The 22,669-nt window shown below is 70.4% G+C and carries 16 protein-coding genes; 14 read left to right on the top strand and 2 right to left on the bottom strand.

Annotation, left to right across the window (positions count from 1 at the left end):
- The first annotated feature begins 71 nt into the window (after window positions 1-71).
- Entirely contained in the window at window positions 72-3,326 is a 3,255-nt protein-coding gene (locus RCH12_RS06550; RefSeq protein WP_327016383.1) for a lamin tail domain-containing protein, read from the top strand.
- 177 nt (window positions 3,327-3,503) lie between these two features.
- Window positions 3,504-5,177, top strand: coding sequence for an FAD-dependent oxidoreductase (locus tag RCH12_RS06545; RefSeq protein WP_327016382.1), 1,674 nt, complete (start codon window positions 3,504-3,506; stop codon window positions 5,175-5,177).
- Between the two features lie 73 nt (window positions 5,178-5,250).
- On the opposite strand, the gene RCH12_RS06540 is transcribed toward RCH12_RS06545, so the two are convergent.
- Window positions 5,251-9,078: an SCO7613 C-terminal domain-containing membrane protein gene (locus tag RCH12_RS06540; protein WP_327016381.1), complete on the bottom strand. Its 3,828-nt coding sequence runs from the start codon at window positions 9,076-9,078 to the stop codon at window positions 5,251-5,253.
- A 175-nt stretch (window positions 9,079-9,253) separates the two neighbouring features.
- Here RCH12_RS06540 and RCH12_RS06535 point away from each other — a divergent pair, with 175 nt between their 5' ends.
- The 8 genes from RCH12_RS06535 to RCH12_RS06500 all read left to right on the top strand — a co-directional run bounded on the left by RCH12_RS06535 (window position 9,254) and on the right by RCH12_RS06500 (window position 18,476).
- Window positions 9,254-9,835: a hypothetical protein gene (locus RCH12_RS06535; protein WP_133163876.1), complete on the top strand. Its 582-nt coding sequence runs from the start codon at window positions 9,254-9,256 to the stop codon at window positions 9,833-9,835.
- A 121-nt stretch (window positions 9,836-9,956) separates the two neighbouring features.
- Entirely contained in the window at window positions 9,957-11,483 is a 1,527-nt protein-coding gene (locus tag RCH12_RS06530) for a DUF3375 domain-containing protein (RefSeq protein WP_327016380.1), read from the top strand.
- Window positions 11,476-12,219: a DUF4194 domain-containing protein gene (locus tag RCH12_RS06525; RefSeq protein WP_165789128.1), complete on the top strand. Its 744-nt coding sequence runs from the start codon at window positions 11,476-11,478 to the stop codon at window positions 12,217-12,219. The genes RCH12_RS06530 and RCH12_RS06525 overlap by 8 nt, the downstream gene beginning before the upstream one ends.
- Window positions 12,216-15,680, top strand: a complete 3,465-nt coding sequence (locus RCH12_RS06520) for an ATP-binding protein (RefSeq protein ID WP_327016379.1) — start codon at window positions 12,216-12,218, stop codon at window positions 15,678-15,680. Before RCH12_RS06525 ends, RCH12_RS06520 begins: the two co-directional genes overlap by 4 nt.
- Before the next feature lie 49 nt (window positions 15,681-15,729).
- On the top strand, window positions 15,730-16,638 hold the full coding sequence (locus tag RCH12_RS06515; RefSeq protein WP_327016378.1) for an alpha/beta fold hydrolase: 909 nt from the start codon (window positions 15,730-15,732) through the stop codon (window positions 16,636-16,638).
- A 202-nt stretch (window positions 16,639-16,840) separates the two neighbouring features.
- Window positions 16,841-17,269, top strand: coding sequence for a hypothetical protein (locus tag RCH12_RS06510; RefSeq protein ID WP_327016377.1), 429 nt, complete (start codon window positions 16,841-16,843; stop codon window positions 17,267-17,269).
- Entirely contained in the window at window positions 17,263-17,511 is a 249-nt protein-coding gene (locus RCH12_RS06505) for a helix-turn-helix transcriptional regulator (RefSeq protein ID WP_103431556.1), read from the top strand. The genes RCH12_RS06510 and RCH12_RS06505 overlap by 7 nt, the downstream gene beginning before the upstream one ends.
- A complete protein-coding gene (locus RCH12_RS06500; protein ID WP_327016376.1) occupies window positions 17,508-18,476 on the top strand; it encodes an NAD(P)-dependent alcohol dehydrogenase in 969 nt (322 codons plus the stop codon). The genes RCH12_RS06505 and RCH12_RS06500 overlap by 4 nt, the downstream gene beginning before the upstream one ends.
- A gap of 18 nt (window positions 18,477-18,494) precedes the next feature.
- On the opposite strand, the gene RCH12_RS06495 is transcribed toward RCH12_RS06500, so the two are convergent.
- Window positions 18,495-19,004: a DNA alkylation repair protein gene (locus RCH12_RS06495; RefSeq protein ID WP_327016375.1), complete on the bottom strand. Its 510-nt coding sequence runs from the start codon at window positions 19,002-19,004 to the stop codon at window positions 18,495-18,497.
- 35 nt (window positions 19,005-19,039) lie between these two features.
- Between RCH12_RS06495 and RCH12_RS06490 the strand changes: the two genes are divergently transcribed.
- From RCH12_RS06490 to RCH12_RS06475, 4 genes are all read left to right on the top strand, one after another.
- Window positions 19,040-19,621 carry a DinB family protein gene (locus tag RCH12_RS06490; RefSeq protein ID WP_327016374.1) on the top strand — a complete coding sequence of 194 codons (582 nt, stop codon included), beginning with the start codon at window positions 19,040-19,042 and terminating at the stop codon, window positions 19,619-19,621.
- A 112-nt stretch (window positions 19,622-19,733) separates the two neighbouring features.
- Window positions 19,734-20,726, top strand: coding sequence for a substrate-binding domain-containing protein (locus RCH12_RS06485; RefSeq protein ID WP_243399192.1), 993 nt, complete (start codon window positions 19,734-19,736; stop codon window positions 20,724-20,726).
- A complete protein-coding gene (locus RCH12_RS06480) occupies window positions 20,723-21,781 on the top strand; it encodes an ABC transporter permease (RefSeq protein ID WP_327016373.1) in 1,059 nt (352 codons plus the stop codon). The genes RCH12_RS06485 and RCH12_RS06480 overlap by 4 nt, the downstream gene beginning before the upstream one ends.
- Window positions 21,778-22,575 carry an ATP-binding cassette domain-containing protein gene (locus RCH12_RS06475; RefSeq protein WP_327016372.1) on the top strand — a complete coding sequence of 266 codons (798 nt, stop codon included), beginning with the start codon at window positions 21,778-21,780 and terminating at the stop codon, window positions 22,573-22,575. The genes RCH12_RS06480 and RCH12_RS06475 overlap by 4 nt, the downstream gene beginning before the upstream one ends.
- The last annotated feature ends 94 nt before the right edge of the window (window positions 22,576-22,669 follow it).

Here is a 22,669-nt window from a genome sequence, read left to right as displayed (position 1 = left end):
TTTCCTGGCATCGCCACAGTGGATCGGGCCCATCCGAGGCTCGTCACCCACAGCCTCGAAGGGGCATTCCTGTGCGCACTCACTGGCGTCGGCCAAGCCTGGCCGCCATCCTCACCCTCGCCTTGGCGGTTCCACTCGCCGCCACCCTGAGCCCGGCCATGGCGGCCCCGGCACCCTCGGTTCGCATCAACGAAGTCGAGTCCGACGGCGGCACGCCCGGCGACTGGATCGAACTGACCAACATCGGCCAGGTGGCGGCGGATGTCTCCGGCTGGGTCGTCAAGGACGACAAGGACGAGCGCACCTTCGCGCTGCCGGCGAACACGGTTCTCGAACCCGGCGCGTTCCTGGCCGTTGATGTGGACGGCGCCGGCGCCACCAGCTTCGGCCTCGGAAAGGCCGACATCGCCCGCCTGTTCCTGGCTGACGGCACCACCCTGGTCGACTCCTATGCCTGGGCCGCCCACGCGACCACCAGCTGGGGCCGATGCCCCGACGGCACCGGAGAGTTCCGTGAGACCACGGCAGCCACCCGCGGTGCGGCGAACGACTGCGACGTGTCCGTCGCCGACAACGTGCGCCTCAACGAGGTCGAGTCCAACGGTGGCACCCGCGGTGACTGGATCGAGCTCGTCAACGTGGGCACGGCTCCCGTCGACGCCTCCGGGCTGGTGCTCAAGGACAGTGACGACACGCACGCGGCCGTGCTGCCCGTCGGCTCGACCATCGCCGGCGGCGGCTACCTCGTCGTCGAGGCACCCACCATGGACTACGGCCTCGGCGGGGGAGACGCAGCCCGACTGTTCGACACCGACGGGGTCACCCTGATCGACTCCTACGCGTGGACCGCGCACGCCGCATCCAGCTACGGCCGCTGCCCCGACGGCGTCGGCGAATTCGCCGACACGGCCACCGCAACGAAGGGAGCGGCCAACGACTGCGTCGTGCCCGAGACAGCGGATGTGCGCATAACCGAGACCGAGTCCACCGGCGGCACGCCCGGCGACTGGGTTGAGCTGTTCAACCCCGGCGCGAATGATGTCGACCTCACCGGCTGGATCGTGCGCGACAACGACGACACCCACACTGCCGTGCTGCCGTCCGGCTCCGTGATTGTCGCCGGCGGCTACTTCGTGGTCGAGGAGGGCCTGCTCGGCTTCGGCCTGGGCTCGGCCGACTCCGCCCGCCTGTTCGCCCCGGACGGCTTCACCCTGGTCAGCTCGGTGAGCTGGACCAGCCACGCGGTCACCACCTGGGGCATTTGCCCCGGCGGCACCGAGTTGACCCAGATGACCTCCTCGACCAAGGGCGCCGCGAACGACTGTGGCTCGCCCGTGCGCCTCAACGAGATCGAGTCGAACGGCGGCACGCCCGGCGACTGGCTCGAGCTGATCAACAACGGTTCGACCGCCGCGGATGTCTCCGGCTTCGTCCTGAAGGACAACGACGACACGCACTCCGTCATCCTCCCGACCGGCACGAGCATCGCGGCCGGGGGATACCTCGCCATCGACGTCGACGCGGCCGGCGGATTCGGACTGGGCGGCGCCGACACCGCCCGCCTCCTCGCCGCCGACGGCAGCACCCTGCTGGACAGCTACGCGTGGACCGCGCACGCTGCGACCAGCTACGGCCGCTGCGCCGACGGCACGGGCGACTTCGCCGCGACGACCGCCAGCACCAAGGGCGCCGCGAACAGCTGCGCCGGCGACCTGGTCACCGCGGCCTGGCCCGGCTCGGCCGAGGTTCGCACCGTGGACCCGGCCGGCGTGCTCGGCGGCAACATGAGCGGGCTGGCCTACGAGGCTGCCGGTGCTGCCGGCACCGCCGGTGACGTGCTCTGGGCCGCCAAGAACGGCACCGGAGCGCTCTACAAGCTCGTCGCCGACGGCGCCGGCTGGGTGCCGGACACCACCGCCGGCTGGGGCGCGGGCAAGCCGCTGCACTACACCGACGGCACCGGCGACGTGGACGCCGAGGGCGTCACTCTGACCTCGGCAGGCGCCGACGGCGGGCTGTTCATCGCCAGCGAGCGCAACAACGCCGTGAGCGGCGTGAGCCGGCCCGCGGTGCTGCGCTATGACGCATCCGCCACCGGAACCCAGCTCACCGCGAGCATGGAATGGAACCTCACCGCAGACCTGCCCGTTGTGGGCGCCAACGCCGGCCTCGAGGCCATCGCCTGGGTGCCGGACAGCTTTCTGGTGGCCCAGGGGATGCTCGATGAGCGCACCAACGCCGCCTACGACCCGGCTCTCTACGCCGGTCACGGCACCGGCCTGTTCTTCGTCGGACTGGAGGCCAACGGAGCCATCTACGCCTACGCGCTGGACCAGGCCAGCGGCGGTTACACCCGCGTCGCCACCATCGCGAGCGGATTCTCCGGTGTGATGGACCTGGAGTTCGAGGCCTCGACCGGCCGGTTCTGGGCCGTCTGCGATGACACCTGCACGGGCCGTTCCGCGGTCCTGGAGATCGCGCAGTCCGGCGCCTCCGACGGGCGATTCGGAGTCACGACGGTGTACGAGCGACCGGCGTCGATGCCCAACCTCAACAACGAGGGCTTCGCCCTGGCCCCGCAGAGTGCCTGCGTCTCCGGAGCCAAGCCCGTCTTCTGGGCAGACGACTCCAACACCGGCGGCCACGCGATCCGGGTGGGCAGCATCGAGTGCACCCCGCTGACACCGACCGAGCCGACTCCGGTTCCGACGGTCGAGCCGACTCCGGTTCCGACGGTTGAGCCGTCTCCGGTTCCGACGGTTGAGCCGTCTCCGGTTCCGACGGTTGAGCCGTCTCCGGTTCCGACGGTTGAGCCGACTCCGGTTCCGACGGTTGAGCCGACTCCGGTTCCGACGACCCAGCCCACCGCGGCCCCGACCGGGCCGGCCGCACCGTCTCCTGTGGCGACGGCCGCTCTGGTCGAGTCCGCGCGCGGACCGGTATCGGTGCCCGCCACCGCCAAGCCGGGGGACACCATCACGGTCACCGTCGGCCGCGCGTTCGCGGGTGACGCGGTGACCGTGTGGCTTCACTCGACTCCGACGCTGCTGGCATCCACGACGGTCACCGCCGCGGGCACCGTGCAGGTCGTCATCCCGAACGGCACGGTGCCCGGCGTGCACCGCGTGGTTGTGGCGGCCGAGGACGGCACGCTGATCGGTTGGGACGACATCCTCGTCAGCGCTGCGGCGACGTCGTCGCAGGCCGCGCCGGGCGCCCTGGCGAGCACGGGCGTGAACCCCGCCCTGCCGGGACTGCTCGCGCTACTCCTCGTGCTCGCCGGCGGCGCCGTGCTGGTGCTGCGCCGGCGCGGTGTGGCGGCGTAACGACGGTGCGCGGAGCGAACATCCGCTGACGGCTGCCGGTGAGACCGGCCAGAGCAGCGACATCCGTCCGGCGGCCGCACCCGTGAGGTGCGGCCGCCGGACGCTTTCGTGCCGGCAGCGGCGCGACCCTCAACCCTCGACTTGCGCATACCCCCTGGGGTATAGCACACTGGAGTCATGACCCAGAACCGATACCTCATCATCGGCGGCGTCGCCGGCGGCATGTCCGCTGCCACCCGCCTCCGTCGCCTCGACGAGAACGCCCAGATCACGGTGTTCGAACGGGGCGGCCATGTCTCGTTCGCCAACTGCGGCCTGCCGTACTATCTCGGCGGTGTCATCGAAGAGCGTTCCAGCCTGCTGTTGCAGACGCCGGCCTCGCTCGCCAGCCGCTTCAACCTTGACGTGCGGGTGCGCACGGAGGTCATCGGCATCGACAGCGCGGCCAAGACCGTCACCGTACGCGACCTCGCCACCGGCCGGGAGTCGACCGAGGGCTACGACGCCCTCGTGCTCTCGCCCGGCGCTTCGCCCGTGCGCCCGCCGCTGCCCGGTGGCGAGCGGATGCTGACCCTGCGCGACATCGACGACGTCGACGCGGCCATGTCGGCCCTGTCCGTGGCGCCGCGAAGCGCCCTCGTCATCGGCGCCGGCTTCATCGGCCTCGAGATGGTGGAGAACCTCGTGCACCGGGGCCTGGACGTCACCCTGGTGGAGCTCGGTGACCAGGTTCTGCCGCCGCTGGACCCCGAGATGGCCGGCCCGGTGGCCGAGCGGCTGCGCGCCGCGGGTGTCAGCGTGCGTCTGGGCACCCAGGTCGCCGAGATCGGCGCGGACACCGCCACTCTCAACGACGGCAGCGTCGTGGCGGCCGAGTTCGTGCTCGCTGCCATCGGTGTGCGGCCGGACACCGCGCTGGCCCAGGCCGCCGGCCTCACGATCGGCGAACGCGGCGGCATCGCGGTGGACGACCAGTTGCGCACCAGCGACCCCGACACCTACGCCATCGGCGACGCCGTGGAGAAGACCGACGCGATCTCGGGCGAGCAGCGCCTGGTGGCTCTCGCCGGCCTGGCCAACCGCCACGGTCGTCTGGTCGCCGACGTGATCACCGGCAAGAGAATCTGGGTGCGCCCGGCCCTCGGTACCGCCGTCGTGGGCATGATGGGACTCACCATCGCCGCCACCGGCTGGAACGAGAAGCTGCTCGCAGCCCGCGGCCGGAACATCCGGGTGATGCACACCCACCCCGCCTCGCACACCGGCTACTACCCCGGGGCGGAGTCTATGGCGCTCAAGCTCGTCGTCGACGCCGACACCGACGCGATCCTCGGCGCCCAGGGTGTGGGCGGTGACGGTGTTGACAAGCGCATCGACGTGATCGCGACGGCCATGGCCGGCGGCATCACGGCATCCGAACTCGCCGACCTCGAACTGGCCTATGCGCCGCAGTTCTCCTCGGCCAAGGACCCGGTGAACATGCTCGGCTACGTGGCGCTGAATGCCGCGGAAGGGCTGACCCCGTCGGTGCAGTGGCACGAACTCGACGCGGCCCGCGCGGCCGGCGCCACCCTGATCGACGTGCGCACGGCGGGGGAGTACGCCGAGGGAGCCATCCCCGGCTCGGTCAACATCCCGCTCGACGACATCCGCGCCCGCCAGGCGGAGCTGCCCGAGGGTCGGCTGATCGTGCACTGCAAGGTGGGCCAGCGCGGACACACCGCCGTGCGGCTGCTCGCCCAGCTGGGCCGAGACGCTGTGAATCTCGACGGCGGCTACCTCACCTGGGCCGCGGGCACGGATGCGGCGCGCACCGCCCGCGACAGCGCCGCCGCCCTGCTGTCGGCCTAACCACCCCCACCGCCGGCAATAAAGGCCCCAAAGACCCGGAGTTCCTGGTGCTTGAGTCACAGTTCGCGGGGAGTTAGGTGAGGTCGCGCAGGCGCGCCGAGAGGCCGCCTCCCGCGGCACCCTTCCGCTCGGAGGTGATCGCGATCACGAGCATCACCGCACCGATGGTGGCCAGGGTGATCCACCACAGCAGCGGGTTGATCGTCTGCCCGATCTGCACCGTGAACACCACGATGACCTCGATGGGCAGCACGCCCAGGCTGATCAGGAACGGGGCGGCCAGGCGCCGGGTCGAGCCGATCAGGATCGCGGTGAGCGCGAGGGACATCACCAGGATGGCGCGCCAGGTCTGCGGGTCGGTGCCGGTGGCCAGGACCGACGGCAGGAACGTGACGATGATGCCCGGAGCCAGCAGCCGCCACGAGCCGGCGAAACCGGCCGGCCAGGAGCCGAGGGTGGCCGGCACGGCGCGTGCGCCCGAGCGCATCCCGATGACGCCGGCACCGAGCAGGGCCAGGCCCAGGGGGATCGAGAACGCCTCGACCCGGAGCTCCCGTTCGCTCCAACCCGCCACGGCCGTGCACCAGGCCAGCACGAACAGGAACCACACCGGCGGCAACGACACCGCACGGGTGCGGGCCCTGGCCGACACCACGAGCATGAAGCCCAGCATCATCACCATGAGGAGCACCAGGGTGCCGATCGAGAAGGCGTCCGGCCGGATGGCCGTGATCGGGCCGGCGACCAGGAACGCCGTGGCCGCGGCGTAGCGCCACCGCGACGGGGCGTTCGGGTGCGGTGCCGCGTCGCCCTGGGCCAGGAGTCCGGCGAAGACCGCGAGCAGGGTGGCCGTGGCACTGGCCAACAGCACGGGCACCATAACGCCGGTCTGGGCGGTGGCGGTGAGGTCGTCGAGACCGAGGCCCCAGCGCATGGCCTGCACGGCGCCCGCCGCCGCGGCCAGGGTGGCCACCACCGCAGTGGCGCCGATGAGGCTGCGGAGCCCGATCAGACCTGTCGGGGCCGGGCCGGTCTGTGCCTGGCCGGCCTGGGTCTGGCCGGCCGGAGACGTTCCGGTCGAAGCCGCCCCGCTAACTGCGGTGGCGCGGACAATCGTGTACCCGATCACCACGAGTACCAGGGCGGCGGCCAGCAGGCCGTAGGCCCGCCACGGCGTGACCGGCCCGAACGCGGCGGCCCCGAAACCGGCCGCCCCGAAACCCGCGGACCCGTTCGTGCTGAGCACCAGCAGGCTCGGCACCACGGCCAGGGCCAGACCGGTGGTGGCCAGCGTCTGGCCGGCCCGCCCCCTGGTCACGAGGATCGCGCCGACGATCACCATCGCGAGCGCCGGCGGCAGCACGTACGGTTCGATCACCTCGATGCCACGGATGGCCCAGATGCACCAGAGGGCGCCGGTCCAGCTGGCGCCGGCCGCCCACCAGGCAGACCGGCGTCCGGTCTGCAGCGCGTTGACGGCCGCCCCGATGCCGAGGATCACGAGTACGAGCACCGTGGTGGACAGGCCGGCCGCGGTGCGCACGAGGGCGAGCAGCACGGCCAGCAGCCCGGTGACCGCGGCGGAGGCCTCGATCCAGCGGCGGCAGGCGTCCGCTTCGAGGGCCGCCAGGCCGCGCCTCTCGAGCGCCTGCGTGATCGGGCCGGTGGCCGCGAAGGTGCCGGCGACGATCAGTGCGATCAGCGGCAGGACCACCGGTGATCCGCTGGTGGCCAACAGCTGCGCGCCGAGACACACCACGACCACCGCGAGCGAGGGCACCAGGAGGCCGGCCGCGAAGGATCGCAGCGGCAAGGTCAGACCCGGCCGCCGGCTGGTCATCAGGGTCAGGGCCAGGGCGAAGGCCACACCGGTCGACAGCGCCGTCCAGCCGCTGCGCACCAGCAGCACTCCCACCACCCCGGCGACGAACGGCACCGCGCTCACCAGGAGGACCGCGTACCAGCTGCGCGGGGTGAGCCAGGTGGTGACGGTGGCGGCGAGGGCGCAGAGTAGGCCGAGGGTGGCGGTGAGGCAGAGCACCGCGATGCCGTCGACGCGGGCGAGGGTGAGCGCGGTGGCCACGATCACCAACGCGTACGCGTAGCCGAGACCGAGGTACACCGGCCGCCACCGTTCGGGCAGGGTGCGGGCGAGCGCGGCGAGGGTGAGTACGGCGGCCGCGCCGACCCACACGGTGGTCGACTCCTGCAGCCAGCCGGTGACCGCCGCCAGCAGCAACAGCAGATGGGCGCCGATGACCGGCACGCTCCTGATCGTCGTCGGTGCCGAGGCGAGCGCGGGGACGAACAGCAGACCGGCGATGAGCAGGCCGGCGAGAACGAGGCCAACGACGGCCTGGCCGGTCAGCGAGAAGCCGGCCCAGCCGGCGACGGTGAGCAGGGTGAAAACGCCCATCCACAGTGCCAGGCGGATCGGCGTCGACGGCGCACCCGCCGTCGTCTGGGTCGGTGCGGGCACGGATGCCTCGGCTGCGACGCTCTCACGGCTCACCAGCGCGACCGCCCAGGCCGTCAGCGCGAGGGCGGCCAGCGCGACGATCGAGGCCAGGCCGAGGTTTTGGGCGACGAGGCCCGCCCCGTACCCCGAGGGGGTTGCCGAGCCGGCGACGAAGGCGAAGTCACCGCTGGCCGGGTAGGGCGAGGCAGTGCCCGGGTAGCCGCCGGTGCGGTAGCCGGCCCAGCGCAGGGGCGCGAACAGCGCGCCGGACAGCTGCGTGACCGCGGTCACCAGGGCGGGGCTCGCGCCCAGGGCCAGCACCGTGACGGCGCCGGACGTCAGGGCGCTGCGGCGGGCGACCGGGCTCGAGCGCAACGCGGCCAGCCCCACCAGGGCGACCCCGGCCGCCACCGGGATCAACGCCAGGTACCAGGCGGAATCGCCGAAGGGCACGGCCAGCGGCAGGATCGCCACCGCGGCCACCGCGAAGGCGCCCGCCGCGAAGCTCCAGAGCCGGGGCAGCCCATTGCGGCTGCCCAGCGCCGCCACCACGGCCAGCACCACCAAGATGCCCGCATAACCCAGGATCTGTGAGGTGATCGTGGTCAGCGACAGCAGCAGTAACTGCAGCAGGGCGGCGAGCACCGCCACCGCCTGCAGGGTGGTCATGGTGTTGCGTTCGAACCCCAGCGCGGAGCCCAGCCCCGGGGAGAGGCGCGCGAGCACGGGGTGCAGGCCGAGAGCGACGACGGCCACGCCCAGGCTGCCGAGAATTGCGCTCCAGGTGCCGCCGCCGCTGCCCAACAGCCCGGGGGACAGGGCCAGGCCCACGACCGCCGCCCACAGCCAGACCCGCACGCCGGAGCGGGCGCCCAGCCCGAACAGCAGCGCGGAGCCGAGCAGGGTGCCGAGGGCGGCGAAGGTCCAGCCGCTCACGGACGCCGGCGCCAGCTGCACGAAAGCCCAGACATCGAGGGCGATGAACACCACGCCCAGGCCCGCCACGGATTCTGCCGAGAAGCGCAGGCCCCGCCGGGCGAACAGCCAGGCGCCGCCGAGGAAGACCACCGTGATGACGGCGACGATGCTCGTGCGCACGGCGAAGCTCGTGAGGTCGGGATTGAAAAAGGTGAAGACCAGTGCGGCCACGGCGAGCAGGGCCGCGCCGGCGAAGGCGAGCACCGACTGCACGCTCACCTGGGCACCCGCGTCCGGGACGGCCGTGGCACGGGCCGGACCCGCGGGGACCCGGGGCGACTCTGTCGGTGTCGGTTCTGACGGAGCAACGGTCGATGCCGTGCCTGCCGGCGCTGTGCGTGTCGGCGTGATACCTGCCGGCGTTGTGCCATCCGTCGTGCCGGCCGGCCACACCGTCGGTATCCGCTCGATCAGGCGGTCCCGCGCCCGCAACGCCTTGACCACCCGGCCGGTGGCCGAAACCATCTCACCGCCGAGCGGACCGCTCAGGTCCGCCCCGCAGCCCGGGCACCATTCGCCGGTCAGTCGCGCGTCACATCGGGGGCAAATCCGCCGGTCCTGCAGATATCGAACGGCAGCATCGTTCCAGATTTTCCCCATGGCCGCAGTCTAAGTGGCTCTCACTCACTAAAATGGGCCTGTGACGGATGCGACGCAGCACGCCAGGGTGCCGATATCCCGCATCGTCGATGAGGGGCTGCTCATCGCACTGTCCTCGGTCCGGATGGCCGTCAAGAACGACATCATCGTCGCGGGCCTGGCCGAGCATGCCGACTACGACCTGGCCAGGTTCGCCGATTCGGCCCGCCGGGAGCTTCTCGCCCTCGCCCGGGAGAACCAGGAGTCCGGCGAGAGGGTGCGCGCGCAGCGCAAGGAACTGACCTCGTCGACCTGGCGGTACGACCTCACCCAGGACCAGCTGATGGACCTCCACAAGCTCAAACTGCGCCGGAAAGTGCACAAACTCCTCGCCCTCGCCCTGGTCGCCGCGGCCGGCGACGAGGACCAGGTCGCCCTCCTCGTGCGCGACGCCCAGCACGCGGCCAGCGATGAGCTCCAGGACGCCATGCACACCCGCCTGATGCGCCTGTCGATCGACGCACTCGACCCCGAGTATCAGCTCCGCCGGGCCGAACGCACCGAAATGTTCGTTCTCGTCGATCTGGCCCTGCTCAAGCTCAAGGCCGACGAAGCAGCCGGTCAGGGCCTCAGCGACTACTGAGCGTCTCGGCCGGCCGAGCCCGGCGACCGCACGGCACACCTACGCCGCCGATTCGCGGTCGCCGGGGCGACTACGGTTGAGGAGGTCCGGGGACGGACCGGTGAGAAAGGATCGGGCACGAGTGAGCGACATAGCGGCCGAATTAGCGCGGGTGCACAGCGCCTTCGACCGACCCACCCTGCGTCTGCTCGACCGCAAGTGGGCGCCGTTTGTGCTCGCGGTGTTCAAGTCCTCGTTCAGCCGGGACCGCCGCAGCGTTCAGGCCGACAGGCTGCACACCCAGGTGGATGCCTACCTCGCCGACCTCCGCTCCGTGGGCAGCGATGTTCCAGGCAAGAACGGTCGCGCCCTGTGTGTGCAGTGGATGAACGACCAGTGGCTCTACCGCGAGACCGGGGACGACGGTGAGGAGCAGTACTCGCTCACCTCACACGCCCTCGAGGCCCTGCTGCTCGTGGACGGGCTCTCCCGCGACCGGGCGCTGATCAGCGAATCCCGCCTCACCACCATCGTCGACACCGTGCGGCACCGCGCCACCCAGGCGAATCCGGACCGGGACGAACGCATCCGCCGGCTCGACCTGGAGATCGCCCAGAAGACCGCCGAGCGTGACCGACTCGCCACCGGCGGGGAGATCGCCGCGGCCTCGAACGATGCGATGCACGAGGGCTACGCCAACCTGATCGACCTGATCACTCAGCTGCCCAGTGATTTCAAGCGTGTCGAGGAGTCCGTCGCCGGCATGCACCGGCAGATCGTGAACGACTTCCGCGCCGAGGAGCGGCCGATCAGCGAGGTGCTCGACGAATACCTCTCCAAGACCGACACCCTGATGTCGTCGACCGCGGAGGGCCGCGCCTTCGAGGGCGCGTTCGTGCTGTTGCGCAACGACGCCCTGCTTGCCGAGCTCAAGAACGACCTCGAGTCGATCATGCTGCACCCGTTCGCCCTCCAGCTCAGCGCCGCCGACCGGCGCAGCTTCATGGGCACCGTCAGCCTGATCCGCAAGGGTGTCGACGACGTGCTCACCCAGCGCAACGGCCTGACCACCACGCTGCGTGAGCACATCGTGAACCACGACGTTGTCAAGGACCGCGAACTGGAACGGCTGCTGCGGGAGATCAACAAGGAACTCGCGATCTGGATGGAAACCGCCGGGCCCCGCTCCACGGTGACCGCCGAGCTGATGCCGGGCACCCTGGAGCTCGAGCACCTGCGCGAACGCTTCTACGACCCCGGCGCCCACAAGGCGCCGCCGCCGTTGGAGGACGTCTCGGCGCTCGCCCCGGAACCGCCCACCCTCGATGCGATGCGCACCCAGGGCGGCCCGCTGCTGGCCGAGCTTCGCGATGCCATGGTGACGGCCTTCAGCATCGACGGCGCCGCATCCGTCGGTGACGCGTTCAACAGCCTCGACCCAGCGATGCGCCGGCCCGTCGAGATCCTCGGGCTGCTGCAGATCGCCACCCAGGTCGACGCCATCGACCGCACGGATGCCGAGGCCGCGACAGCGGGGTCTGACACCGAGGCCTTCGAAACCGTGCGACCCGACGGCTCCCGCCGCACCTTCAGGGTGCCCCGCATCATCTTGACCGACGACGACACCGCGGCCCTGGCCGCCATGAACTATGGATCTGATCATGACTGACAACGTGACCGCTGACGTGACCGACGACGTGACCGACGACACTGTCGAAGGCGCCGAGACGACCGAAGAGCAGGACGGCGCCCAGAGCTTCTCTTTGTTCGAGGGGGACGAGGGCGGCCTGACCGTTGAGCAGCGCCGCACCCTGGTGCTGCTCCTCAAACACCGCTACATCTCCGCCGCCCTGCAGCCGGCCGAGTGGCGCACCCTGCTCGCCTCGCAGAGCCTGCTCAAGTCGCGCCTCAACGACCTGTTCCTCGATCTGCACGTCGACCTGCACTACGAGGTGGCCTTCAAGCGCCAGGCCGTCGGCGAGGGCGGGGACAGATTCCCGACCCTGCTGCACGACGTGGCGTACACCCGCGAGGAGACCATCCTGTTGGTGCTGTTGCGCCAGCGGTTCCGCAGCGAACGCGCCAGCGGCGTCGACATCGTCATCGTCGACCGGGACAACCTGGTCGAGAACGTCGCGCACTTCCGGCCGGAGCACGCCACCGACAGGTTCGGTGACGCTCGTCGCGCCGCCGCGGCCGTGGACAGCCTGGCGAAGGCGCGGGTGCTGCTCAAGACCAGCGATCCGGACCGGTTCCGCATCTCGGCCGTGATCGAGGTGCTGCTGCCCATCGAGCGACTCGGCGAGCTGTGGGAATGGCTGGTGGAGCAGAACGGCCAGGAGCTCCGTGAGCCCGAACCCGAGACATCCGACCCTGCCGACCCCGCCCTGGAGGCCGTCTCATGACCGATTCCCCGCTGTTCCACATGGACGGTGCCACCGAGGGAACCACCCAGTGGCGTGCCGAGTCCTTCCAGATGGTCAACTGGGGTGGCTTCCAGGGTCACCACGAGGTGGACTTCGCCGCCAGCGCGACGCTGGTCTCCGGCGCATCCGGTACCGGCAAGTCCAGCCTGCTCGACGCCTACCTGGCGCTGATGATGCCCTCGGACACCCCGTTCAACGGTGCGTCCAACGACGCCGGTTCCGGGCGGGCCCGCAGCGTCGACCAGCGCAACCTGATGACGTACCTGCGCGGCAAGACCGACTCCAGCCGCGAGGCCGAAACCGGGCAGATGCACGATCAGGTGCTTCGCGGCGCCGACTCGGCCACCTGGGGTGCGATAGCGATGACCTTCATCGACGACAACCAGCGCCGGTTCACGGTGCTGCGCGCCTACTTCGTGCCGCGCGGCGCCACCAAGTTCGCCGACGTGACCATGAAGATGGCCACCCGCGACGGCCGACTCGACCTGCGCGACCTCGCCGACGTCACCGAGGCCCGCTTCGATAAACGCGCCCTGAAGAACCGGTTCGCCGACCTCGACGTGTTCGACACCTATGCCGCGTTCTCGCAGACCCTGTACACGCGGCTCGGCATCGGCGCCAACGGTGAGGGCGGCAAGGCGCTGCGCCTGCTGGCCCGCATCCAGGCCGGCCAGCAGGTGAAGACCGTCGACGGCCTGTACAAGTCGATGGTGCTGGAGGAGCCCGCCACCTACGCCGCCGCCGACAAAGCCGTCGACCACTTCGAAGACCTCGAACGCTCCTACGGCGCCATGGTCACCGAGGCGCAGAAGGCCAAGGTCCTCGAACGCCTCCCCGAACTGCACCGCGACTACGAGACCGCGACTGAGAAGGCCGACCTCATCGACCGTTTCGGCGTGCACCGCGACGGTGACACCCCCTTCGTGCTCTGGCAGCTGCTCACCGAGCACGGTCTGCTCGACACCGCCGCCGACACCAACCGCGCCCGCCGGCGCGACAACCAGGCCACGCACAGTGCCGCCAGGGAAGCCGAGACCGACCTGAAGGTGCGGATCGCCGACCTGGTGCACCAGCAGCGCGACAACGGCGGCGACGCCCTCGCCGGCCTGCAGAACGACCTCGACGTGCTCGCCAGCAAGCGCGACGACGTGGCCGCCGAACGGGCCAGGTTCGATGAGCGCATCGCGCTGATCGACACGGCCATCGAGTCGGCGGACGCCTTCTCCGCCGCGCAAGAACAGGCTGAGTCGTTCCTCGCCGGGTTCACCGCCACCGAGCAGGAACTCGACCTGCAGAGGGTCGGCCTGCAGCGCACCGCCTACCCGCTCGAGGAACAGATCCGCACCCTCAAGCAGGAGCACAGCTTCCTCAAGGGCCGGGCCAGCCTGGTTCCCCAACACCTGCACAACGCCCGCCTGATGATCGCTGAGGCGGCCGGGATCCCCGCCGAGGAGCTGCCGTTCGTGGCCGAGCTCATCGACATCGCTCCCGGCGAGGACGCCTGGCGACAGGCCGCCGAGGTCACCCTCGCCTCTGTCGTTCGGGTGCTGCTCGTTGACGAGACGCGCCTCGCTGCCCTCGGCGCGGCCATCGACCCTCTGCACATTCCCGTGCGCATCCACTTCGAAGGCGTGCCGCTGCACCCGCACCAGCAGGTGCACCCCGACCCCCGCTACGTCTCCGGCAAGCTGGTCTTCAAGGACTCCCTGTTCAGCCGCTGGGTGCAGGACCGCGTGCAGACCCCGAGCCTGGACGCACTCTGCGTCACGGGCCCCGCCGACCTCGCCGGTGAGGGGTCCAGGGTCACCCAGAGCGGACAGACCCGCAACGGCAAGCGCGGCGCACACGGTTGGAACAAGGACCAGCGCTCGATCATCGGCTTCTCCAGCGGGGTGCGCCTGGCGGAGATCGCCGACGAGCTCGCCGCGCTCAAGGAGCGCGCCGACGACCTGGCGGGGCAGGCCTCCGCCATGGCCGGCCGGATCATCGCCCTGCGGCGCCTCAAGGATGCCCACCAACACGTGCTCGACACCGTATGGGCGGCCATCGACGTGGCCGGCGCCCAAGCACGCATCACCGCCAAGGAGGCCGAGCGGGAACGTCTGCTCGCCGGCAGCGACGTGCTGCGCGGGCTCCAGGACGAAGAGGCGCGGCTGTCCGCCGAACTGGAGACCGCCCAGAAGCACAAGCACGAGACCGAGCGGGAGGCCGCGGTGCTCGGCGAGGAGCACGCCGCGATCGTGGACCGCCAGGACATCGTGAACGACAGGCTCGAGCGCATCACCGCCGACGAGTCGGTCAGCCTGCCGGACGAACACGCCGCCGTCCTCGACGCGCAGTTCGCCGCCGTGAGCGACAGCGCCGAGCTGGCCACCTTCGCCAACGGCGTGAAGCGCCTCCGCGAGCGGCTCACCGAGCAGTCCAGCCAGGACCGGGACACCGCCCGCAGTGCCAGGGACACCCTGATCGGCATCTTCGAGACCTTCCAGAGTCGCTGGCCCGACCCCAACATCGGCGTGGCAATGGAGTCCTACTCCAGCTACAGCGACATCCTCGACGCCGTCTATACGCTCGGCCTCTACGAGCGCCGGCAGGAATGGAAGCGGCGCCTCTCCGCGTGGAGCGGACAGGACCTCGTTCCTCTCGTCGGCGCCTTCACCACCTCGATCGAGGAGATCGAAGACCGGTTGCGGCCGATCAACGACATCCTGCGGACGCTGCCGTTCGGCGCCGGCCGCGACCGGCTGCAGATCTCGCTGCGCCGGCTGCACCGTGACGATGCCTCGGCGTTCCGCAAGGAACTCAAGCTGCTCTCCTCGGGGTCGACCGAGGAATTCACCGACGAGCAGACCGAGAGCCGGTTCACCAGGCTGCAGGCGTTCATGAATCTCATCCGCCGACCGGACGAGTTCGACATCGCCGGTCCGGGGCGGGCCGGTGCCGCCCGCCATGCCGCCAGGGCCGACTCGGACCGCGACCTGCTCCTGGACGTGCGCAGGCACGTGGAGATCACCGCGGTGCGCACCACACCGGACGGGGTGGAAGTGAGCACCTATTCGTCGCTCGGCGGCAAGAGCGGTGGCGAATCCCAGGAGCTCGTCGCGTTCGTCGTCGGCGCCGCCCTGCGGTTCCAGCTCGGCGATGAAAGCCGCACCCGGCCCCGGTTCGCCCCGGTCTTCCTCGACGAGGGCTTCGTGAAGTCGGACTCCGAGTTCGCCGGCCGGGCCGTCGCGGCCTGGAAGGGCCTCGGCTTCCAGCTCATCGTGGGATCGCCGCTCGACAAGGTCACCGCGCTCGAACCGTACATGGACCTCGTGCTGTCGATGACCAAGAACACCGCGACGGGCTTCTCCTACATCACCCCGTTGATGTCGCCGGTACCAAGGGACGCCGAGCAGGCCGAACCGGACCGGGCGGCATCTGACCGAAGCGTGGCCTGACCCGCGCGCCGTGCTGGCCGGGCGCCTGAATCCGGCTTACGCTGGCCCGATGGTGTCAGTGCAGGATCTGCGGCGCTCCGATGGACGTGTGCTCAGGGTGCACGACAGTGCTGGGAGTACCGGCCTCGCCGGGGATTCCGCTGCCACGGGTGAATACGGCGGTCTCGACGGTTACGACCCCGTCGGCGAACCTGGCCCGGCCCGGCTCACCGTGCTGTGGCACCACGGTTCGCCGCAGACCGGGGCCCTGCTCGAGCCGTTGCTCGCGGCGGCGGCCCAGCGGCGCATCCGGCTGATCTCGTACGGACGGCCCAGCTACGGCGGGTCGACGCCGCTGCCCGGCCGCACCGTCGGGTCGGCGGCGGCGGATGTGGCGGTCATCGCCGACGCCCTGCAGCTGGACCGGTTCGCGGTGATGGGCGCCTCCGGCGGCGGCCCGCACGCCCTGGCCTGCGCTGCGCTGCTGCCCGAGCGGGTGACCGCCGCCGCCTGCCTGGCCGCGATCGCGCCCTTCGACGCCGAGGGCCTCGACTTCTTCGCCGGCATGGCGTCGGACGGCGCGTTGCGCGCCGCCTGCTCAGGCCGGCCCGCCCGTGCGCACTACCAGGCGACCGCGGAGTTCGATCCGGCGAGCTTCGTCGAGCGGGACTACGCCGCCCTGAAGGGTGACTGGGCGCCGCTGGGAGCGGACGTGGGGGAGGCCTCGGCGGCCGGCCCCGACGGGCTCATCGATGACGATATGGCGTTCGTGGTGCCGTGGGGATTTGACGTGACGGCGATCTCGGTGCCCGTGCTCATCGCGCAGGGCGGCCGCGACCGGGTCGTGCCGCCCGCGCACGGGGCCTGGCTGGCCCACGCCATCCCGAACGCCGAGCTGTGGGATTGTGCCGATGACGGCCACATCTCGATCCTCACCGAGTGCGCGCCGGCGCTGGACTGGCTGCTCGCGCACTCCTGAGCCCGGCGCGTCCGAGCCCGGTTGCGTGAGTTGCCGCAAAGTAGCCCTTCGGCGCCCGTGAGGGTGCATTTCTCGGCAAGTCGCGAAAGGGTAAGTAAAAAATACTTGACACGGTGTCTGGTCGGGCATACATTCATCGTGTCAACAATCTTTTACACGCCGGACGCGGCACACCGTCCGGCATCGAGGCAGGGAGCCGCAAATGGCACGCGAAGAACAACGCGCCTGGATCATGGTCGTCGTCGCGGTAGTGGCGTACGGCATCTATCTGGTTCTGGTGCTGGGTAGCGCAGACGGCGCCCCTCTCGAGCAGGCGGCTTACATTCCCGCGATGCTGTGGACCATCGTCGGCTCGATCGTCGCGGGGATCCTGCTGAACATCATCGCGGCCATCCTGTCGCCCCACGAGGCCGGCCGGAAGGACCAGCGCGACAAGGAGATCAACCGGCTCGGTGAACACATCGGCCAGTCCTTCGTGATTATCGGGGCCGTACTCGCGCTGGTCTTCGCCATCACCGGGCTGGACGCGTTCTGGATCGCCAACGTGATCTACCTGGCCTTCGTGCTCTCGTCGATCCTGGCCTCCATTGCCAAGATCATCGCCTACCGCCGTGGATTCCAGTCATGGTGAAGGCGACGAGCGTGACCAACAACATTCGCGGGCTCCGCTTCGCGCACGGAGAGATGACCCAGGCCGCGTTGGCCGACCGGGTGGGCGTGACCCGGCAGACCATCATCGCCATCGAGCAGGGCCGCTATTCGCCCTCTCTCGAGGTGGCGTTCCAGATCGCCCGGGTGTTCAATCGACCACTCGACGACGTGTTCCAGTACCCGGCAACTCCCATCCTCACTCGACCTGGAGGCACATCATGAGAGCCATCGTCCACGACAGCTACGGCTCGGCTGACGTTCTACACCCCGCCGAGATCGAGCGGCCGGCCGTCGGCGCCGACGACGTTCTCCTCCGCGTCGAGGCCGCGAGCCTCAATATCGGTGACTGGCATCTGATGGCGGGTCTGCCCTACCTCGTGCGGCCCGCCGTCGGCCTGCGCGCCCCGAAAAGCCGGGTGCGGGGCATGGATGTCGCGGGTCGCGTCGAGGCCGTCGGCGCCAACGTCACCCGGTTCACACCGGGCGATGAGGTGTTCGGTGTCGGTGAGGGCTCCTTGGCCGAATACACGACCGCCCGGGCAGACAAACTCGAGCCCAAGCCGGCGGCCCTGAGCTTCGAGCAGGCCGCGGCCGTGCCGACCTCTGCCGTCACAGCCCTGCAGGCCCTCGCCCCGCTGCGGGACGCCGGCCCGGGGGAGCGGGTGCTGGTGATCGGGGCCTCCGGCGCCGTCGGCGGCTATGCCGTGCAGCTGGCCAAGACCTTCGGAGCGCACGTGACGGGCGTCGCCAGCACCGCGAAGCTCGACTACGTTCTCTCGCTCGGGGCGGATGCGGCCGTCGACTACACCCGCGGCGACATCACCCGGTCGGGCGAGCGCTACGACCTCGTGCTCGAAACCGGCGGCAACCGGTCGGTCTCCTCGCTGCGCAAACTGCTCGCGCCCCGCGGCACCCTGGTACTCGTCGGCGGCGAAGGCGGCGGCCGGGTGACCGGCGGTTTCGAGCGGGCCCTGCGGGCGCTGCTGCTGTCGCCGTTCGTATCCCAGAAACTCACCGGTCTGGTCTCGGTCATGCGTCAGGAGGACCTGCACACCCTCGCGGGCCTGCTCGAGAGCGGCGCGATCCGGCCCGTCATCGATCGGGTGTATCCGCTCGCCGAGGCCGCGACAGCCATGCGCCGGCTCACCGACGGCAGCATCCGGGGCAAGGTCATCGTCACACCCTGACGCACGCGCTCCTGACGACTAGTGCTCCTGACGCCGGGCCGGGCCGCCGGCGACGCCGAGCAGCCCGGCGGCACGGCGCAGGTCGGCGCTGGGATCCTGGGCCCACCGGTCGAGCACGATCTGCGCGCGGCTGCGCGCCGGACCGGTCAGGGCATCGACCAGCGGCCGCACCACATCCGCCGTGAGCGGGTCCAGGAGAGCGGGCAGCTGCGCGGTCCGCAGGAAACCCTCGATGCGGGTGAGGTCGGAGGCCCGCAGCATCCGCACGTGGGATTGCAGCAGCACCACGGCCGCCAGCCGGCGCTCGTAGACCCGCACCGCCCACAGTTCGGAGCTCAGGGCCGTGATCTCGTCGTGGCCAAGGCCGGCGTAGCGCCGCCCAGCATCGCGGATCGTGCCGCGTATCGCGCCGACGGATGCGCCGTAGAAGGTGAGGCTGCCGCCCAGCCGGGCCCGATCGGCGTCGGCGCGCTCCCAGGAGCTCTCCCGCTGCAGGGTGGCGTCGATGAACTCGCCGGCAGCACTCATGGCTCCATTCTCGCCGATCTGCAAGGCTGGTCGGCATGACCGACGCCGACATGACCGCAGATCTCCGCCGCTACCTGCAGGAGGCCCGGGAAGCCCTGGTCTGGAAGCTCGAGGGTCTCGGCGAGTACGACATTCGCCGCCCCCTGGTGCCCACCGGCACCAACCTGCTGGGCCTGGTCAAGCACATGGCCGGGGTCGAGGCCGGGTACCTCGGTGAGACCTTCGGCCGCACCTTCCCCGAAGAGCTGTCCTGGATGGGCGACGACGCCGAGGACAACGCCGACATGTGGGCGACCCCGGCTGAGTCCCGTGACGCGATCGACGACCTGTACCGGCGGGTCTGGGCGCACTCGGACACCACGATCACCCAGGTGCCGCTGGCTGCCACCGGCCGGGTGGCCTGGTGGCCCGCCGACCGCAATGTGGTCACGCTCCACCGCATCCTGCTGCACCTGATCGCCGAAACCCACCGGCATGCCGGCCACGCCGATATCGTGCGCGAACTGATCGACGGGGCTGCCGGGCTGCGGGCCGGAAACGAGAACCTGCCGTCGGGAGACGCCGACTGGTGGGCCGGCTACCGGAACCGGGTGGAGCAGGCCGCCCGCCCGGCCTGAGGCCGTGGGGCTGCAGCCCGACTGCGGTATTCGCCGTTCGGACGCCTAAAGTGGACTGCGCCTGAAAAGGCCAAGCTGTTTACGCGCCCGAACCCGAAGGACGATGCCACTCGTGTCGAGAATCTCTGCCCGCCGGACCCTCCTGGGCGCGAGCGCCGGCTTCGCCCTGCTCGCCCTCACCGCTTGCACCGGCCAGCCCGTCGCCGGAGCCGGCTCGGGGGCCGGAGCAGCCCCGGCCGACGACTCCGGCCGCACCTACGCTCTCGTGGTGCACTCGGTTCCCGGCGACGCGTTCTGGGACGTCGTGAAGACCGGCGCCGAGGCCGCCGGAAACCGCTACGGCGCCACCGTCACCTACCAGGGTGACCCCGATGTGCAAAAGCAGAGCCAGCTGATCGAGACGGCGATCGCCGCCAAGGTCGACGGCATCATCGTGTCCATGGCCAACCCCGAGGGCCTGCGCGGTGCCGTCACGGCTGCCGTGGCCGCCGACATTCCCGTGATCACCATCAACTCCGGAGCCGAGGAGTCCGCCGCGCTCGGCGCCATGACCCACATCGGCCAGGGCGAGTACCTGGCCGGTCAGGGCGCCGGCAGCCAGCTCGCCGCGGCGTCGGCGAAAAAGGTCATCTGCGTCATCCACGAGGCCGGAAACGCCGGGCTCGAGGACCGTTGCCGTGGGGCCGCGGACACCCTCGACGGCAGCCTGACCAACGTGCAGGTCGACATCGCCAACGTCGCGGAGGCCCAGAGCACCATCACGAGCGCCCTGCTGGCCGACCCCGGCATCGACGGCGTGCTCACCCTCAACTCCGCGGTGGGTGTGGCTGCCGCGCAGGCCGTGGCCGAGGCCGGCAGCGACGCCCAGATCGGCACCTTCGATGTCTCCGCCGACGTCACCAGCCTCATCTCGGACGGCAGCATCCTCTTCGCCGTCGACCAGCAGCCGTACCTGCAGGGCTATCTGCCGGTGGACTTCTTCGAGCTGTTCTACACCAACGGCAACGTCGTCGGCGGCAGCCAGCCGGTCTACTCCGGGCCGGGCTTCGTGACGAAGGAGAACGCCGAGCAGGTGGCGACGTTCGCCGGCAACGGCACCCGATGACGATGCTGACCGCACCGGGCTCCGCGCCGGATGCGTCGCCGGACGAGCGCCTGACGCGCACGCATCCGATGGTGCGGCTGCTGCGTCGCCCGGAGATCGGCGCCCTCGTCGCCGCCCTGGTGATCTTCGGCTACTTCTCCGTGGCGACGACATCCTTCCTGTCGCCGGCAGGTGCGGCCACCTGGCTCTACTCCGCGTCGCTGTTCGGCATCATGGCCGTCGCCGTGGCGATGCTCATGATCGGCGGCGAGTTCGACCTCTCGGCCGGAGCCATGACCGGCACCACCGGGCTGCTCGTCGGCGCGTTCACCACCCAGTGGGGCATGAACCTGTGGTTCGCGATGCTGCTCGCCCTCCTGATCGCCCTCGCCGTCGGCGCCTTCAACGGGTTCCTGGTCGTGAAGACCGCCATCCCCAGCTTCATCGTCACGTTGGGCACCTTCTTCATCCTGCAGGGGCTCAACCTCGCCGGGACCAAGCTCGTCACCGGCCAGGTCGCCATCCAGGGCATGACCCTGGTGCCCGGCTTCGACGCCGGAAAGGCGATCTTCGGCTCGACGATCCCGGTCTTCGGCGTCAACCTCAAGGTGTCGGTCTTCTGGTGGCTCGGCATCACCGCCGTGGCCAGTTGGCTGCTGCTGCGCACCCGGTACGGCAACTGGATCTTCGCCATCGGCGGGCAGTTGCAGAGCGCCGTACAGACCGGCGTGCCGGTCAAGCGCACCCGCATCGGCCTGTTCATGGGCACGGCGGCGGCCGGCTGGCTGGTGGGCATGCTCTCGCTCTTCGACGTGGCCACGGTGCAAGCCACCACGGGCATTGGCCAGGAGTTCATCTACATCATCTGCGCCGTGGTCGGCGGCTGCCTGCTCACCGGCGGTTACGGGTCCGCGATCGGCGCCGCCCTCGGCGCGCTGATCTACGGCATGATCCTGCAGGGCATCGTGTTCGCCCAGTGGGACAACAACTGGCTCAAGGCCTTCCTGGGCGGGATGCTGCTGCTCGCCGTGCTGGTGAACCTCTCGGTGCGCCGCCAAGCCGGGGTGCGCGCATGAGCGCCGCAGGAACAACCCGGCCAACGCCCATCCTCGAGGTGCGCGGCGTCGGCAAGGTCTACGGGTCGGTCATCGCGCTCAGCGACATCTCCACCTCGGTCGGCGCGGGTGAGGTGCTCTGCGTGCTGGGCGACAACGGCGCGGGCAAGTCGACCCTGCTCAAGGTCCTCGCCGGTGTGCACCCGCATTCTTCCGGTGAACTCCTGCTCGACGGGGTGGCGGTCCGCTTCACCGGTCCGCGCCTCGCCCTCGACGCCGGTATCGCCACGGTCTACCAGGACCTGGCGATCGTGCCGCTGATGCCGGTGTGGCGCAACTTCTTCCTCGGCGCCGAACTCAGCGCCGGGATCGGCCCGTTCTCCCGCCTCAAGGTTGCCGAGATGCGCGCGATCACGCTCGCGCAGCTGGGCCGGATGGGCATCGACCTGCGTGACGTCGACCAGCCCATCGGCACCCTGTCCGGCGGCGAACGGCAATCCGTCGCCATCGCCAGGGCCATTTACTTCGGTGCCAGGGTCGTCATCCTCGACGAGCCCACCTCGGCGTTGGGCGTCAAGCAGGCCGGGGTGGTGCTGCGCTACGTGGCGCAGGCCAGAGACCACGGCCTCGGCGTGGTGTTCGTCACCCACAACCCGCACCACGCGTACCCGGTGGGGGACAGGTTCCTGGTGCTCAACCGCGGGGCCAGCCTGGGCGAGTTCGACCGGAAAGGCATCACCATCGACGAGCTGACCCGGCTGATGGCCGGCGGGGCGGAACTGGAGTCCCTGGCCCGGGAGCTCGAGCGGGACTGATCCGCCAGGCCAGCGCGGGGTCGGGCACGCCTCATCCGTTTCGGACGATTCCGGAACGGCGCCATCGGCGGGACGCGGATTGGTTGCTACCGTC

Origin of the sequence: Cryobacterium sp. MP_3.1, assembly GCF_035984795.1 — a bacterium.
In the GTDB taxonomy this organism is placed as follows: domain Bacteria; phylum Actinomycetota; class Actinomycetes; order Actinomycetales; family Microbacteriaceae; genus Cryobacterium; species Cryobacterium zongtaii.
Note: the sequence above shows the minus strand (reverse complement) of the source record. Positions and strands in the feature narration are given on the sequence as shown.